The following is a 13,910-nucleotide window of genomic DNA, read 5'->3' as shown; positions in this document are numbered from 1 at the left end:
TGGACGGCCATCCGCTCGCCGTCGCCGGACCAGGCAAGCGCATACGCCCACGGGAACGGTGTCGATGCCGGTATGCGTCTCGGCTTTCGTCGCGGTCGAGCGCCCCATTGTGCGTGGAGGACACCAGATCCCGCATCCCACACCGTGATCTGCTCCTGCTTTGCGGTGGCGATCAGGTCGCCTGATGGCGAGAACATGATCGACAGGCAATCGTCGCCTCCGAATCGTAGCGGGACCTGGGGTCTCCGGGAGGATGTCCAGCATCATGGAGAGCATGGGAGAGAAGCGGCCACGGCCTCGGCGTTCGTTCACGCCGGAGTTCAAGGCCGAGATCGTCGAGTTGTGCCAGCGTGGTGACCGCACGCTCCGGCAGGTCAGCCAGGACTTCGACCTGACCGAGACGGCAGTGCGTGAGTGGGTCAAGCAGGCCGAACTCGACACCGGCGTCCGCGCCGACGGGCTGACCACCGACGAACGGGCCGAACTCGCACAGCTGCGCAAAGAGAACCGCAGGCTGCGCGAAGACGTCGATGTGCTCAAACGAGCGACGGCTTTCTTCGCGAAGGAGACCCGGTGAACGTCTTCCCGTTCATCGCCGCGGAGCAGGCCGGCAAGCACAACGTCAAACGTGCCTGCGAACTGCTCGAGGTCTCCCGATCCGCCTACTACCAGCAGAAAACCGGTGCCCAGTCGCAGCGCGAGCGGGTCGATGCCCGGCTCACCGACAAGATCACCGTGCTGCACGAACGGTCCAAGGGCACCTACGGGGCGCCGCGGATCCACGCGGAGCTCACCGAGCAGGGGCTACGGCACGGCCGCAAACGCGTCGCCCGGCTGATGCGCACCGCCGGACTCGCCGGCAAGAGCCCACGCCGCTGGCGCACGACCACAATCCCGGATCCGGCCGCCGAGCTCCGGCCTGACCTGGTCGGCCGCGACTTCCGTGTTGATCCTGGCGTAATCGATACCCGCTGGTGCGGCGACATCACCTACATCAACACGTGGCAGGGCTGGCTCTACCTGGCCACCGTCATCGATCTCGCATCACGCCGGGTTGTCGGCTGGGCCGTGGCCGACAACCTGAGGACCGACCTGGTCGACGCCGCCCTCGCCGACGCTCTCGCACGCCGCCGACCCGAGCCCGGGCTGGTGTTTCATTCCGACCGCGGCACGCAAGGCGGACTCAACCGGTCGTCGCAACACCTCGTGGTCGTGGAGGTGTTCGAATGGTGCGTCGTCAGCAGCAGGCGGATCGGGCGTTGCGGCCGGCGATGCGTTCGCCGGGCCGGCCGATGCCGGCGCGGCATGTGGAGCGCGCCTTCTGGCGCCTGATTGCGCAGGGCAAGCGCACCGAGGAGGCGGCGCTCGATCTCGGTGTGTCGACGCCCGTTGCGGTGCGCTGGTTTCGGCACGCTGGCGGCATGCCCCCGTTGAGCCTTGCCGAGCCCACCGGCCGCTACCTGTCCTTCTTCGAGCGCGAGGAGATTGCGCTACTCAAGGCGCAGGGCCAGGGTGTCCGCGCGATCGCCCGGCAGCTCCATCGAGACCCCGGCACGATCTCGCGGGAGCTGCGGCGCAACGCCGCCACCCGTGCCGGCAAGCGGGAGTACCGGGCAGGCGTCGCACAGTGGAAGGCGCAGATCGCGGCGCGGCGCCCGAAGCGGGTGAAGTTGGCGGGCAACCCGCGGCTATGCGAGTACGTCCAAGCGCGGCTGAGCGGGCAGTTGCAGCGTCCTGACGGGACCGTTGCCGCTGGCCCGTCGACGACTTGGAAAGGGCTGAACAAGCCGCACCGCGCCGACCGGCGCTGGGCCACGGTCTGGAGCCCGGAACAGATCAGCCGGCGGCTGGTCGTCGACTTCCCCGACGATGAGGACATGCGCATCAGCCACGAGGCGATCTACCAGGCGCTCTACATTCAAGGACGTGGAGCGCTCCAGCGTGAGCTGGTCGCCTGCTTGCGCACCGGCCGGGCACTGCGCAAGCCCCGGGAACGGTCCCGGAACAGGCCGCAGGGTCATGTCACCGCCGATGTCGTGCTCAGTGAACGGCCTGCCGAGGCCACCGACCGTGCGGTGCCTGGGCACTGGGAGGGCGATCTGATCATCGGTTTGAACCGGTCGGCGATCGGCACCGTCGTGGAGCGCAGCAGCCGCTACACGCTCCTGGTCCACCTGCCCCGCCTCGAGGGCTACGGAACCGTCCCACCTGTCAAGAACGGGCCCGCCCTGGGCGGCTACGGCGCCATCGCGATGAAAGACGCCCTCAGCTCGACGATGACGATGATGCCGGCCGAGCTGCTACGGTCGCTGACCTGGGACCGGGGCAAGGAGCTCTCCGCACACGCCCAATTCAAGATCGAAACCGGCATGGCGGTCTACTTCGCCGACCCCCACTCGCCCTGGCAGCGCGGCACGAACGAGAACACCAACGGCCTGCTACGCCAGTACTTCCCCAAGGGCACCGACCTGTCCCGCTGGAGCCTCGATGACCTCCTCGCCGTCCAGGCCGCCATCAACAGCAGGCCCCGCAAGGTCCTCGGCTGGAAGACACCCGCCGAGGCCCTCGACGAGCACCTACGATTGCTGCACAGCAGCGGTGTTGCAACGACCGGTTGAACCCGGGCAATACGTCAGCGCCCAGCACGCCCGCCTCGCACACCGTCACGACATCCGCCTGTCCGTCGGTCGGCGCGGACAGTGCTGGGACAACGCCGTCGCCGAGTCGTTCTTCGCCACCATCAAAACCGAACTCCTGCACCGCCAGGCCTGGCCCACCCACCAAGCCGCCCGCCAGGCCATATTCGAATACATCGAGGGCTGGTACAATACCCGCCGCCGACACTCAACCCTCGGCTACCTCAGCCCTGCGGCTTTCGAGGCCGCCAGCTCACAACCGCTACCGATCGACCAAGCCGCCTAACTAAGATCAACACAACGACCCTGTCCGTCGAAACGGGTCAAGCCCAGTGATCATGCGACTGCGTCCGTCTCGGCCACCGACGGAGCCGGCGCCACCGGAGTTGCTACACCAGCGATCGACATGGACTCCGTGGGCGGGTTCGCTGGTTCCGCGCCGCGCCTGTTGGACGCCCGGCTGCGCGACGATGACAGTAGTGAGGCGCCGCCTGGGCGGATTGTGCGTGCTTTCGACGCTTGGGTTGAGCAGTGGCAGGCATGGTCCGATGAGGCTCGACTCCTGCACGCCGCTGGGCAGTTGTATGAGCAACTTGAGCGCGCTGCCAAGGCCGCCTCACAGGTTTTGCTTCAGGGGAGGGCCGGCATGCCGGCCCTCCCCTGGGTTCGTTGCGTGTTTGCGCGCGGACGGTCGTCTCAGTGCTGGTTGAGGGGCAGTGCGAGGTCGACGACGTGGTAGTCGTAGAAGGCGCCCTGCTTGTCGGCGTCACCGGTCAGCATGTCGATCTTGTAGACCTTGCTGCGGTTGTTGACCTGCAGGACGGCGAAGCCCTTGTTGTAGACCGTTTTGTCGTCGCGGACGGTGCTGTAGATGTCGAACCCGGCCCAGGTTCCGGCGTTGACGCCGAGCTTGCCGGTGGCGGCGAGTTGCCCGGTGTTGGCGGGTGACTGCACCGCGACCTGGTCGAGGTTGGTGTCGATGTCGAACAGGGTGGTGGCGGTGTCCGGGGCGAGGTCGTTGTTGGTGTAGGCCGCCCCGGTGACGCCGTAGGCGATGTCGTTTGCCGGCGGGTAGGTCAGATCCCCGTCCTCGACGGTGGTGTCGTCGTTAACGTTGTGGCGCAGGTTCTGGCCCTTGTCGCTGATGACCCGCAGTCGGTCCGCGGCCGGGTTGAAGTCGACCCCGAAGTACGTGCCATCCAGGTCTACCGATAGCTGGCTGACCTTGGAGGCGGAGGCGTCGCGGGTGGACAGGACGTAGACGCCGCCTTCGTCGCCGACACCGTAGAGCTTGCCGTTCTGCACCCGGTAGTCGATACCGACAAGTTCGTTGTCGTCGTCGAGCCACACCTTGCCGATCTTGCAGGCGCGGTCCGGGTTGCTCACGTCAAACTTGATCAGCTTCTGGTCGTCGGTCAAACCGATGGCCTTGAGCCCGCTGCGCCTCCTCTCCCGGTCTTTCGACGAGTCGTAGCGGTCGTAGTCGCCGTAGGGGCGGTGGCAGGACTTCTCCCACGACCGGTAGCCGTCGGAGTTGTCCCCCGGGGCGCCGTCGGCCGACGCGGCACCGGCGAATCCGACGGACGATCCGGCGCCCAGAGCGATGGAGACTCCGGCGAGCAGCAGGGTCCTGGTGAGCGGATACTTCATGTCACGCACCTTCCTGTGACGGATGCCCTCCTTCAGGGCACAACGACATGAAAGCAGCTCACAAATCACGGCGGGGCTGGAACCGGCAAACGAGATCCATCAGGCCAGGGATGCCCTCTGAGCAGCCAAAACACGTCCACGCACGCCAGGGCGGTGCATACTGAGATGAGTTCGGCCCATGAGTCCGAAACATCAATGCGGCGCGGGTGTGGCTAGCCGGTCGGCTCAGGTCTGACGGGGCTTCGGTGTCCACGGCGCGGCTGGCGCTCTCGATCAGTTGCGGGGGCAGGCGGGTTGTGCGCGCCCCCGCAACTGACAGTCAAGTCGTCAGGAAGGCAGGCCCAGCGCGTCCCAGAGGACGAAGGGGTTCATGTCCTCGCACGGGCCGATGGGAGAGGCGCCGTGGTTGCCGCGGGCGGCGCGGAAGTGGACGTGACGGTGGTTGAGACCGTCCGCCAAGGTGCCGATTCTTGCCCAACGGGTGCCCTTGGTGAAGGTGTTGCCGACGCGTAGCTCGGAGCCGTCAAGGAGGTGGCCGAGGGTCAGGCTCATGTTGACGGATGGGAAGTAGACCTGGATCCACCGGTTGTAGCCGCCCGGGTCATAGCCGCGACCGACGACACGGCCGGCTCCCCACGCGTAGATACGGTTGCCGGTGGGAGCGCCCACGTCGACGCCCTTATGGCGCTGATCGCCCCCGCAGCCGAACTGGTAGCCCGGGAAGTACTCGTTGTAGCTGGAGGTGGTGCGGCCGTCTTCCACCCCCCACCACGTGCCGGCCGGCAGCGGTGCGGCGACAGCCGCCGGGGCAGCCAACAAGATGAGAGCGGCGGCCAGGGTTGCCGCAAACGCGACGCGCCAGCGTGATGGCATCGAAGTTCCTCCGTCTGTGAGGGATCCAGGATCCGTTGGCGCTCGGGGGCCGGCCAGTCGAGTTCGTCGTACGGGCCGGCAAAGAATACGGAGGCACTTGCACATGGGTCAATATTCAGCCTGACCACGGGCATGGCCGCAGGAAGGGTCCAGCCGCCCCACCCGAACCCCTGATGCGTCACGCCTTCGGTTGGGGTGACGCATCCGATCTTTCCGCTACGCATCCGTAGCGTTAGTGTGGCGGTATGGCCTCCACCTCACTTCCAGCCGTGCAGCGGGTTCGTCCACCCAAAGCCCCGTACCGGGTCGTCAACAAGGTCATGCGCTGGTTCCTGTCGACGCCACGACGGGCCCAGCGGGTCGGTCGTCACCTGCTCTTGCTGCACGTCGTCGGGCGACGCTCGGGCCGCGAGCTGGTCTTTCCGGTGGCCTACCGAGACGGCGGCGACGGCCGGCTGCTGGTGTTGACCAACTCGCCGTGGCGGGTCAACCTGCGCGACCGACCCGACATCGCTGTCACACTGCTGGGCCGGCGACTGGCGGCACGAGCGCAGCTCGTCGAGGACCCGGACCTTGTCGCGCAGGTCTATCACTCGCTCATTGAGCAGGCCGGGTACCAACGTGCGGGCCGGCGAATGGGCATCAAAATCAACGTGCCGCGTACGCCGACGCACGACGAGTTGACCGAGGCAGCCCGCCGCGACGGGCTGGCTCTGGTCTACCTCGACGTCGAAAGCGGTACCTGATGGCCGCGCCGGTGCTGGTGACCGGGGCGACCGGCAACGGGGGCGGCGCGGTGACCCGATCCCTGCTGGCCGCAGGGATGGCCGTACGGGTCGCCGGGACCAACCCCACCGCCCTCAGGAAACGCTTTCCCGGCGTACCCGCGGCGCGCCTGGACCTGCGCGACCCGCGCACCTTCCACGCGGCGCTGGACGGCGCGAGCGGATTGTTCCTGCTTCGACCACCGCAGATCGCCCGGGTGGGACCCACCCTGAACGCGCTGGTCGAGCCGCCGCGCACGGCGGCGCCCAGCAAGTCGTGTTCGCCTCGGTCATCGGTGCCGAGCGCAACCCGGCACTGCCCCATCACCGCCTAGAGACGCATCCTCATGCCTCAGGACTGCCATACACGATCCTGCGGCCGGGGTTCTTCGCACCAAACCCTGGCCGACGCGTACCAGCGGGACATCCGCGACGACCGGCGTTATCTGCCTGCCAGGCATGGCCGGGTGGCATTCGTCGACACCCGCGACCTAGGCGACGTCGCGGCTGCCGTATTTACCGGCCTTGGCAGTAGGCCACGGACAACAGACGCGGGGAGGTGACGGGTGAGCCCGCCGACGAATCCACGGGTGCTACGCACCCGTGCCGTGGTGCTCGCCACCGTCCTGCACCTACTCGCCGAGCGCGGAATCGCGGGGACCACGATCGAGGCCGTCGCAGAACGATCCGGAGTGGCGAAGACGACGATCTACCGGCACTGGGACGGCCACGCCGCCCTGGTGCTCGACGCCTTCGACAATGTGCGGCGCATACCCGACGATCCAGACACCGGAACGCTGCGCGACGATCTCGTCGAACTGGTCACCGGGCTCGCCGCTGCGCTGTCCCACGGCCCGGCCGCAGGACTGTGGTTCGCACTGGTAGACGCCGCCGAGCGCAACCCACAACTCGCCGCGCTGCACCACCGGGAGGCCGACGCCCGCCACGCCGTCATCCTGCAAGCCGTCACGCGCGGCATCAGCCGAGGAGAACTTCCTGCCGACACGGACCCGGCCGAGGTGCTCGACCTGCTTGCCGGACCGATCTTCTACCGCCGCGCCGTCGGCGGCCCCGTCGACAGGCGGCACGCCGAGCAACTCGTGGCTCGGGTGCTGGCGGCCTACAAGCGCAAGCCCTGACGTGGTGGACCTCGGGACGTTCATGCCCGACAGCACCACATCACGCCAGACGTCCCCATTCAAGTCACACCGCACACAGCCATCACCTCGCCAAACCATTACTTGCCGTTGAAACCCTTGAGATGTGTTTTCCGGGATCCGAGGTCGGTAATGAACCACCAGCCGGGGCCCCTCACCCCATCTGCCCACAAGCGGGCCGCCCTGGTGCCACACTGAGTTCGTGGGCATTCTCGGTGCGCTAGGAAGTGGACTGGTTGCGGGAATCGTGGGCACTGCCGCAATGACTGTGACGCAGCGAGTGGAGATGGCGGTGTCGCGACGGGCGGCAAGCAGCGTGCCGGGGCAGGTGGGTGCGCACCTGATCCCAGGCAGGAACCCTGCCATCGGCAGTGATGTGCAGTCGCTGAACGCTGGCATGCATTGGAGCCACGGAATTGCAATGGGCTCCGTACGAGGGCTTCTCCAGGTCGCCGGCCTGACCGGCCCCGCAGCAACTGCCGCCCACTGCGCGCTGTTGTGGATGGGCGACGTCATGCTGTACAAGTCTCTGGGCGTCGCTGACTGGCCTTGGCGGTGGACGGGACAAGAGCTGGCGACTGACCTCGCGCACAAGGGTGTGTACGCGGCTGTCACCGGCCTGACCTACGACAAGATCGCACGCAACACCCGCTGAGAGTGGCTGTCACCTCATCGGGAACGTTCATGGTCACGCAGGGCAATCGGTGCCGTTGTCGCAGGTGACGCCGCCGCGCGAGCTGGTCACGGACCCCTACCGGGCGCGACGGATGTGCCCCGAACCTTCGGCCAGTCGGATGGTGTTGCCGGCAGGAGAACGCCCTTGATGTCTCTGCTCTTCCCTGGCGTCGCCCGCCTTCCGCCTGTTGGCGAGGCCGCATGGCTCGGCATGGTCGGCACCGGACTAACCACGGGTCTGCTGTGCTCGGGCGGACAGGTGACCGCAGTCGGCCTCACCCGGCCGGTGGGCCGTAGGGTCTTGGCGCCGGCCGCGCGGCTGGCGTACGTGGCAGGGCGGAACCAACGCGCACCGACCCCCGTGAACTCTGGTCGATAGCGGCTTCACCGACGTCATCCACAAGATGCTGCGCGACGGGCACGTACACGTCGTCTTCGGTACGCGATCCAGGTGATGCCTCTGCCCGGCTGGCACTGGACGGCCTTACCGGTTGCTAACGAGTTTCGGTAAGCGGTGTCAGTGCTTGATGCCGCTGGGTAGCGTCGCGGCGTGACCAAGATTATGCCGCTGCCGGTGGCGTCAACCGTGAGATGCCGATGACCGATCTGGATCTGCTGGTGCTCGGCGGCGGCACCGCGGGGCTGGTTTCGGCCGTGATCGCGGGCGGTTTGGGCGCCCGGGTGGCGCTGGTCGAGCGGGACCGCACCGGCGGCGAGTGTCTGTGGTCGGGGTGCGTGCCGAGCAAGGCGTTGATTGAGGCAGCCGACCTGGCGCACCGGATGCGCCGCGCCGACCGGGTGGGCCTGACCCCGGTGGACCCGAAAATCGATCTGGCGAAGGTGATGGCACACGTGCGCGCGGCGCAGCGGGCGATCGCGCCGCACGACGCGCCGGAGCGGATCCGCGCGGCCGGAGCCGAGGTGATCGCCGATGAAGCCGTGTTCGTCGGACCGCGGCGGGTGCGGCTCACCTCTGACGGGCGCGAAGTTTCGGCGCGGTGCGTGCTGGTGGCGGCCGGCTCGGAGCCGGAGCTGCCACCGGTTCCCGGACTGACGCAGGCCGAGCCGCTGACCAGCGACACCGTCTGGGACCTGGAGGCCCTGCCGTCGCGGATGCTGGTGCTCGGTGGCGGGCCGGTCGGCTGCGAGCTGGGTCAGGCGTTCGCCCGTCTCGGCAGCACGGTCACACTGGTGGAGCGTGCACCACGCCTGCTACCGCGCGAGGACCCGGAAGTGGGAGAACTGCTCGCCGCCCGGCTACGGGACGAGGGCGTCGACGTGCGCACCGCCACCGAGCTGACTGAGGTCAGCGCCAGCATGCCTTGGCGAGCGCGGCTGACCGGCGCCCGGCCTGGCGCGATCGACGTCGACCGGATCCTCGCCGCCGGTGGGCGGCGACCACGTACCGCGAGGCTGGGCCTGCGTCACGCCGGCGTGGCGCTCACCCACCATTGCCGCCGTCCGCGTTGACACCCGGATGCGCACCACCGCGCCGGGGGTGTATGCCGCCGGTGACGTAACCGGTGTGCTGCCGTTCACCCACGTCGCCGCTCACCAGGCCGCAACGGCCACGCTCAACGCGCTGTTCTGGCTGCCCCGTCACGTGCGCTATCTGCCGATGCCATACGTGGTCTTCACCGACCCGGAGATCGCCCGGGTCGGCCTGCGCGCCGCCCAGGCCCGGCACCGGTGGGGCGACCGCGCCATCGTCACCCGCCTCGACCTCGCCGATGTGGACCGGGCAGTGACCGCCGGGCGTACCGACGGGTGGGCGACCCTGGTCGCAGACCCGGGCGGGCGGCTGGTTGGGGCCACCATCGTCTCCCCCACCGCCGGTGAGTTCATCGGTGAGTTGGCCGCTCTGATCGCCCGCCGTGGCCGGCTCACCGACCTGTACCGCACCGTGCACCCCTACCCCACGTACGCACTCGCCGCCGTCGACGCCGCCGGCGAACACCTGCAACGGCGACTACTGACCCCCACCACCCGCCGGCTGACCCGGCCGCTACTGGCCGCGCTACGCACCACCGCCCGCACCTCGTGACGCCCCGACGCGACCCCGCCGCTATCGCCCGTGCGGCCCGCCGGGTCCGGCGCCTCCTGGTGCCCTACCACCGCGCCCGGGTCATCGGCCTCGACCAAATCCCGTCCGGTCCGGCGCTGTACGTCGCCAACCACAACGGCGGCTTCTACACCGGCGACACCTACCTGTTCGGCGCGGCCGTCCACCACGCCAGAGGCCTCGCCGACACGCCCTGGGTGCTCACCCACCAGCTGGGCCTAACCCTGCTCGGGCGCTGGCTGCGGCCCCTCGGCGCCGTCCCCGCTGACGCGGCCACGGCCGCGGCTCTGCTCGCCAGCGGCGACAAGGTGCTCGTCTACCCCGGTAGCGACGCCGACGGCGCTCGCCGCTGGACTGATCGCCATAAAGTGGTCTTCGAAGGTCGCGTCGGCCACGCGCGCCTCGCGGTGGCCTGCGGCGTGCCGGTCATCCCCGTCGCCGCCGCAGGGGCGCACAACACCGCCGTGGTTCTGTACGACGGCGCCGCCATCGCCCGCATGCTGCGCACCCAACGGTGGCTTCGGCTTGCCCGGTGGCCGCTGCTTCTCAGCCTGCCGTGGGGCCTGACCTTTCTTCCGGCCGTGCCCTACCTACCGCTACCCGCCCGCATCACCATCCTCATCGGTCCACCGCTGCACTTTCCCCGTCACGGCCCCGACGCCGCCGCCGACGACAGCTACGTTCAACACTGCGCCGGCCGCATCCACTCCGCCGTCCAAGACCTGCTCGACCCCACCGCCACCGGCATGACCAATCTTTGACGTTCACCGGCCACCTGGTGACCGGAGCTGGTCGATGACGTTGAGGTCATGTGTACAAGATCGAGGATCTTACGAAGACGGTGTTCTCGGGGCTGCTGCCGCTGGCGACCGACGACGTTACGGACAAGGGCGAGCGGATCCTCGTGCAGGCTCGAACTCCCGAGAAGCCGGTGGGCTACCCAAGCTGCGCGGCCGTCACGGGCCGGGTGCACGGGTATCACCAGCAGACCCTCGCGCTCGCCCCGCCGCACTGGCCGGGGCACAGGGGCATCGTGTCCGCACTGTGGGCCAGCCCTCCGCATGCGGATTCAGGTGCCGTTGGCAGGTGTGACGAGCAGCATCGCCACGTCGTCGGCCAGGGGACCACTGTTGAGTTGCTCGGCTCTGCCGACCAGCCACGCCGGTAGTGCGGCTGCGGGTACTGCGTCGGTGGCCGGTTCGGTGAGTAGGTCGGCCAGACCGTTGACGTCGAGTCGTTCGTCGCCGTGGCCGAACCTCGGCAACTCACTGTTCCGGGCGGACGCCACCTTCTGCCCCGAGAACACCGCCGACGGCTTCCGGCTGCGATCGATCAACCTGCCCGACGGCTATCTGCGCCACTACCAGGCAGCCGGGTACGTCGCAGCGCCGGGCGGCGCACGCGCCTCCGACGCGCAGAACAGCTTCGACGCCGACGTGACCTTGCGAGCAGGGCCGCCGCTCGGCATCTGACCAACCGCCAGCACGAGGAGCACACGTGTCACAGCGACAGGGCTCGCCTCATGATCACAAGACGCCGGGCAGCCGCCCCCGCCAGCCGGCCAGCACCGCGCCCGGATCGGTGTCGAGGACCTTCTCCAGCAGGGTGGCGTAGACGTCTCGAAAGTCGGTGGTGGACTTGAGGTCACCGTCGTCGAGATCGGTCAGGCTGGGCGGCGCCCCGTAGCGACCGCCCCGCACGGCCGACCCGAGCAACAGCACGTTCGAGGCGGTGCCGTGATCCGTGCCGTCGGAGGCGTTGGCGCGCACCCGGCGGCCGAACTCGGAATAGACGGCCACCACCACCTTGCGGCCGGCCTCGGTGCGTCCCATCCGGTCGGCGAAGGCGGTCAGCGCGCGATCGACCTGGCCGAGCAGCACCTCCTGTAACTGCTTCTCGTCGGCGTGGGTGTCGAAGCCACCCAGCGAGACGGAGAAGACCCGGGTGGAGACGCCGGCCTCCACGCACTGGGCGACGAGGTCGAGTTGGGCGTCGAGCGGCGTACGCGCGCCGCCGGTCGCCGTGGCGGGCGCCGTCTCTCCGTCCGGCTCGGCCTCGTCGGCGTCGGCGGCCTCGCGTACCTCTCGGATCATCTCCTCGACGGACCGGAGGTCGGCGAAGCAGGCCGCCGCCCGTGCGCGCGACTCCGACTCGTCCGCCTCGGGATCCGCGAACGCGGTCAGCACCGACTGCGGCAGTCCCCGACCTGCCTTCCGTCCGGTGACCGGCACCGCCGCGCCCGCGCTGCGCTGCCCGGCCAATAGCGGCGGCAGCGTCGGCTCGAACGACACCGCCAGCCTGGGGTCGCCGCCGGCCTGGTCCAGCCAGCGGCCGAGCCAGCCGGTCGTGCCGGGCCGGTCGGGCTGCGCGGTGTGCCAGATGTCCATGGAACGGAAGTGGCTGCGGTCCGGCTTCGGGTAGCCGACTCCGTGGACGATGGCCAGCCGCCCCTGCGAGTGCAGCCGGTGCAGCCCGGCCAGGGCCGGGTTCAGTCCGACCTCGTCGTCGAGCCGTCGGACCTGCTCCGCCGTGTACGCCAGCTCTGGACGCGCGTCCTGGTAGGCGGGGTCGGCGTACGGGACGATGGTGTTCAGTCCGTCGTTGCCGCCGTACAGGGTGACCAGCACCAGCGTGCGGGCCTCGGGATCCCGGTCGCCGGTCGTGGCGAACAGGTCGTCCAGGCGGTACGCGGTGGCTCCGGCCGCCAGGGCGGTCGCGCCCACCACACCGCTCGCCACGAGGAAGCGCCGTCGGGTCAGGTTGTCCACTGTCGTCTCCTTCCGCGCTTAGCTGACCGTGTACTCGGGGCTGACCAGACCGGCGGCCAGCAGCCGGCGCGGCTCGCCGGCCACCGGCGCCAGGGCGGCCCGCGTGCGCTCGCTCCACCGGTCGACCACCAGCAGCCGGGCCAGCGCCTCCGGCCGCCCGTCGGTGGGCGCGGCGGTCAACGCGGCCAGCACAGCTCTGTCTGCCGAACCAGCCAGCAGCTCGGCCGTGCGCAGCCGGGCCTGCAACGACGACGTACTCAACCACGCCGCCCCGGCCGGCCACCCGCCCACGCTCGGCGGACGCAGCGGCATCTGATCCATCGCGGTCAGACCGGACAGCACCTGCCGGCGACGCTGCTCGGGCAGGGCGGACGGCCGTACGCCGAGCTGCCGCAACGCCCCGACCAGCCACTCCACGGGCTGCTTGACCAACGTGTCCCGGGTCCGCGCGAACCCCGGTGCGGTGAACACCCGCCGTAGGGTGCCCACCGTGTCCGGGCCGGCGAGGTCGGCCGGGGTTGGCACGTGCGGACCGGCGAAGCGGAACCACAGCCGGCTGGCGACGAACCGTCCCGCCTCCGGCCGTCCGGCCAGCAGACTCGCGTACGCCCGAGCGTCGAACGCCCCCGTCACGCCCAGGATGGTCTTCGGTCCGTCATCGTGTCGTCGAGGCTGGAACCGGGCTGTCCCCGTCGGACGATCCACCACCCAGCCGGTCAACGCCCGGGCGCCGTCCTTCACGTCCGCCTCGGTGTAGCCGCCGCCGACGCCGAGGGTGAACAGCTCCATGAGTTCCCGGGCGAAATTCTCATTCGGGGCCTTGCGGGTGTTCTTCTGACCGTCCAACCACAGGATCAGCGCCGGGTCACGAATCATCGCATCGACCAGCGGCTCCAGCCGCCCGTGCCCGTGACCGCGCAACGTCTCCAGTTGCCGCAGCATCAGCGGAGCCGACCGGACCTTCTGCACGCTGGTCGCCCAGTGCCCGTGCCAGAAGAACAACAACTTCTCGCTCAGCTGGTGCTCGGCGGCGACCATCCGATCCAACCACCAGGTGGTCAGCCGGAGCACCTGCTCCCGGCGCTGCTCGTTGGCCCGCTGCCGCTCCTCACGGCTGGACTCCCGAGTAATGCCCGCGTACGGATCGACGCCGAGGGCGGGCACCGGGGTGTCGGCCGCACCCCGGTCAAGGCCGACCGGGGTGAGCAGCTTGTCGAGTGTGGCGACGACACCGGCCCGCTGCGCCGCGTCCACCTCCTGGGCCGTAGGCCCAAAGGTGGCACGCCGCAGCAGATGGGCTACCGCTTCCCGCTCCGTCATGCGGA

The 13,910-nt window shown here is 69.2% G+C and carries 15 protein-coding genes and 1 pseudogene; 12 read left to right on the top strand and 4 right to left on the bottom strand.

Annotated features, from left to right (window positions below; genetic code table 11):
• The first annotated feature begins 274 nt into the window (after positions 1-274).
• Genes DER29_RS30425 through DER29_RS30410 form a run of 4 tightly spaced genes read left to right on the top strand, consistent with a single transcriptional unit; the run spans position 275 to position 2,922 of the window.
• Entirely contained in the window at positions 275-577 is a 303-nt protein-coding gene (locus DER29_RS30425) for a transposase (protein WP_233600264.1), read from the top strand.
• Positions 574-1,332 (top strand): IS3 family transposase, encoded by a 759-nt coding sequence (locus DER29_RS30420; RefSeq protein WP_199729663.1) that lies wholly within the window; start codon positions 574-576, stop codon positions 1,330-1,332. Before DER29_RS30425 ends, DER29_RS30420 begins: the two co-directional genes overlap by 4 nt.
• The gene (locus DER29_RS30415) at positions 1,227-2,618 is read left to right on the top strand and encodes an IS30 family transposase (protein ID WP_199729610.1); all 1,392 of its coding nucleotides are present in this window, start codon (positions 1,227-1,229) and stop codon (positions 2,616-2,618) included. Before DER29_RS30420 ends, DER29_RS30415 begins: the two co-directional genes overlap by 106 nt.
• Positions 2,599-2,922, top strand: a complete 324-nt coding sequence (locus DER29_RS30410; RefSeq protein ID WP_121401070.1) for an integrase core domain-containing protein — start codon at positions 2,599-2,601, stop codon at positions 2,920-2,922. Before DER29_RS30415 ends, DER29_RS30410 begins: the two co-directional genes overlap by 20 nt.
• Before the next feature lie 410 nt (positions 2,923-3,332).
• Here DER29_RS30410 and DER29_RS30405 read toward each other — a convergent pair whose 3' ends face one another.
• Complete coding sequence (locus DER29_RS30405) at positions 3,333-4,286, bottom strand: DUF4394 domain-containing protein (protein ID WP_121401069.1); 954 nt, start codon at positions 4,284-4,286, stop codon at positions 3,333-3,335.
• A gap of 327 nt (positions 4,287-4,613) precedes the next feature.
• The gene (locus DER29_RS30400) at positions 4,614-5,159 is read right to left on the bottom strand and encodes a M23 family metallopeptidase (protein ID WP_158619110.1); all 546 of its coding nucleotides are present in this window, start codon (positions 5,157-5,159) and stop codon (positions 4,614-4,616) included.
• A gap of 245 nt (positions 5,160-5,404) precedes the next feature.
• Here DER29_RS30400 and DER29_RS30395 point away from each other — a divergent pair, with 245 nt between their 5' ends.
• The 8 genes and pseudogenes from DER29_RS30395 to DER29_RS30350 all read left to right on the top strand — a co-directional run bounded on the left by DER29_RS30395 (position 5,405) and on the right by DER29_RS30350 (position 11,289).
• Positions 5,405-5,905 (top strand): nitroreductase/quinone reductase family protein, encoded by a 501-nt coding sequence (locus DER29_RS30395; protein WP_121401067.1) that lies wholly within the window; start codon positions 5,405-5,407, stop codon positions 5,903-5,905.
• On the top strand, positions 5,905-6,258 hold the full coding sequence (locus DER29_RS35800; protein ID WP_233600263.1) for a hypothetical protein: 354 nt from the start codon (positions 5,905-5,907) through the stop codon (positions 6,256-6,258). The genes DER29_RS30395 and DER29_RS35800 overlap by 1 nt, the downstream gene beginning before the upstream one ends.
• 273 nt (positions 6,259-6,531) lie before the next feature.
• The gene (locus DER29_RS30385; protein WP_233600262.1) at positions 6,532-7,062 is read left to right on the top strand and encodes a TetR/AcrR family transcriptional regulator; all 531 of its coding nucleotides are present in this window, start codon (positions 6,532-6,534) and stop codon (positions 7,060-7,062) included.
• Between the two features lie 220 nt (positions 7,063-7,282).
• Positions 7,283-7,735 (top strand): hypothetical protein, encoded by a 453-nt coding sequence (locus DER29_RS30380; RefSeq protein ID WP_148710141.1) that lies wholly within the window; start codon positions 7,283-7,285, stop codon positions 7,733-7,735.
• A 617-nt stretch (positions 7,736-8,352) separates the two neighbouring features.
• Positions 8,353-9,799: pseudogene (locus DER29_RS36410) on the top strand (NAD(P)/FAD-dependent oxidoreductase).
• Between the two features lie 59 nt (positions 9,800-9,858).
• A complete protein-coding gene (locus tag DER29_RS30365) occupies positions 9,859-10,578 on the top strand; it encodes a 1-acyl-sn-glycerol-3-phosphate acyltransferase (RefSeq protein WP_158619109.1) in 720 nt (239 codons plus the stop codon).
• 50 nt (positions 10,579-10,628) lie between these two features.
• Complete coding sequence (locus tag DER29_RS35795; protein ID WP_233600261.1) at positions 10,629-10,985, top strand: hypothetical protein; 357 nt, start codon at positions 10,629-10,631, stop codon at positions 10,983-10,985.
• Positions 10,986-11,007: 22 nt separating this feature from the next.
• On the top strand, positions 11,008-11,289 hold the full coding sequence (locus DER29_RS30350; RefSeq protein WP_158619108.1) for an AbfB domain-containing protein: 282 nt from the start codon (positions 11,008-11,010) through the stop codon (positions 11,287-11,289).
• Positions 11,290-11,343: 54 nt separating this feature from the next.
• Here DER29_RS30350 and DER29_RS30345 read toward each other — a convergent pair whose 3' ends face one another.
• Both DER29_RS30345 and DER29_RS30340 read right to left on the bottom strand, forming a co-directional pair.
• Positions 11,344-12,585, bottom strand: a complete 1,242-nt coding sequence (locus tag DER29_RS30345) for a DUF1501 domain-containing protein (RefSeq protein ID WP_121401060.1) — start codon at positions 12,583-12,585, stop codon at positions 11,344-11,346.
• Between the two features lie 18 nt (positions 12,586-12,603).
• Positions 12,604-13,905: a DUF1800 family protein gene (locus DER29_RS30340; RefSeq protein ID WP_121401059.1), complete on the bottom strand. Its 1,302-nt coding sequence runs from the start codon at positions 13,903-13,905 to the stop codon at positions 12,604-12,606.
• Between the last annotated feature and the right edge of the window lie 5 nt (positions 13,906-13,910).

This window comes from Micromonospora sp. M71_S20, from assembly GCF_003664255.1.
GTDB lineage: Bacteria > Actinomycetota > Actinomycetes > Mycobacteriales > Micromonosporaceae > Micromonospora.
This window is presented reverse-complemented; position numbering and strand designations above follow the sequence as displayed.

Coding starts and splice junctions, on each gene's coding strand:
- DER29_RS30425 (WP_233600264.1), top strand. CDS start 275: ATGGGAGAGAAGCGGCCACGGCCTCGGCGTTCGTTCACGCCGGAGTTC.
- DER29_RS30415 (WP_199729610.1), top strand. CDS start 1,227: ATGGTGCGTCGTCAGCAGCAGGCGGATCGGGCGTTGCGGCCGGCGATG.
- DER29_RS30405 (WP_121401069.1), bottom strand. CDS start 4,286: ATGAAGTATCCGCTCACCAGGACCCTGCTGCTCGCCGGAGTCTCCATC.
- DER29_RS30400 (WP_158619110.1), bottom strand. CDS start 5,159: ATGCCATCACGCTGGCGCGTCGCGTTTGCGGCAACCCTGGCCGCCGCT.
- DER29_RS30395 (WP_121401067.1), top strand. CDS start 5,405: ATGGCCTCCACCTCACTTCCAGCCGTGCAGCGGGTTCGTCCACCCAAA.
- DER29_RS35800 (WP_233600263.1), top strand. CDS start 5,905: ATGGCCGCGCCGGTGCTGGTGACCGGGGCGACCGGCAACGGGGGCGGC.
- DER29_RS30340 (WP_121401059.1), bottom strand. CDS start 13,905: ATGACGGAGCGGGAAGCGGTAGCCCATCTGCTGCGGCGTGCCACCTTT.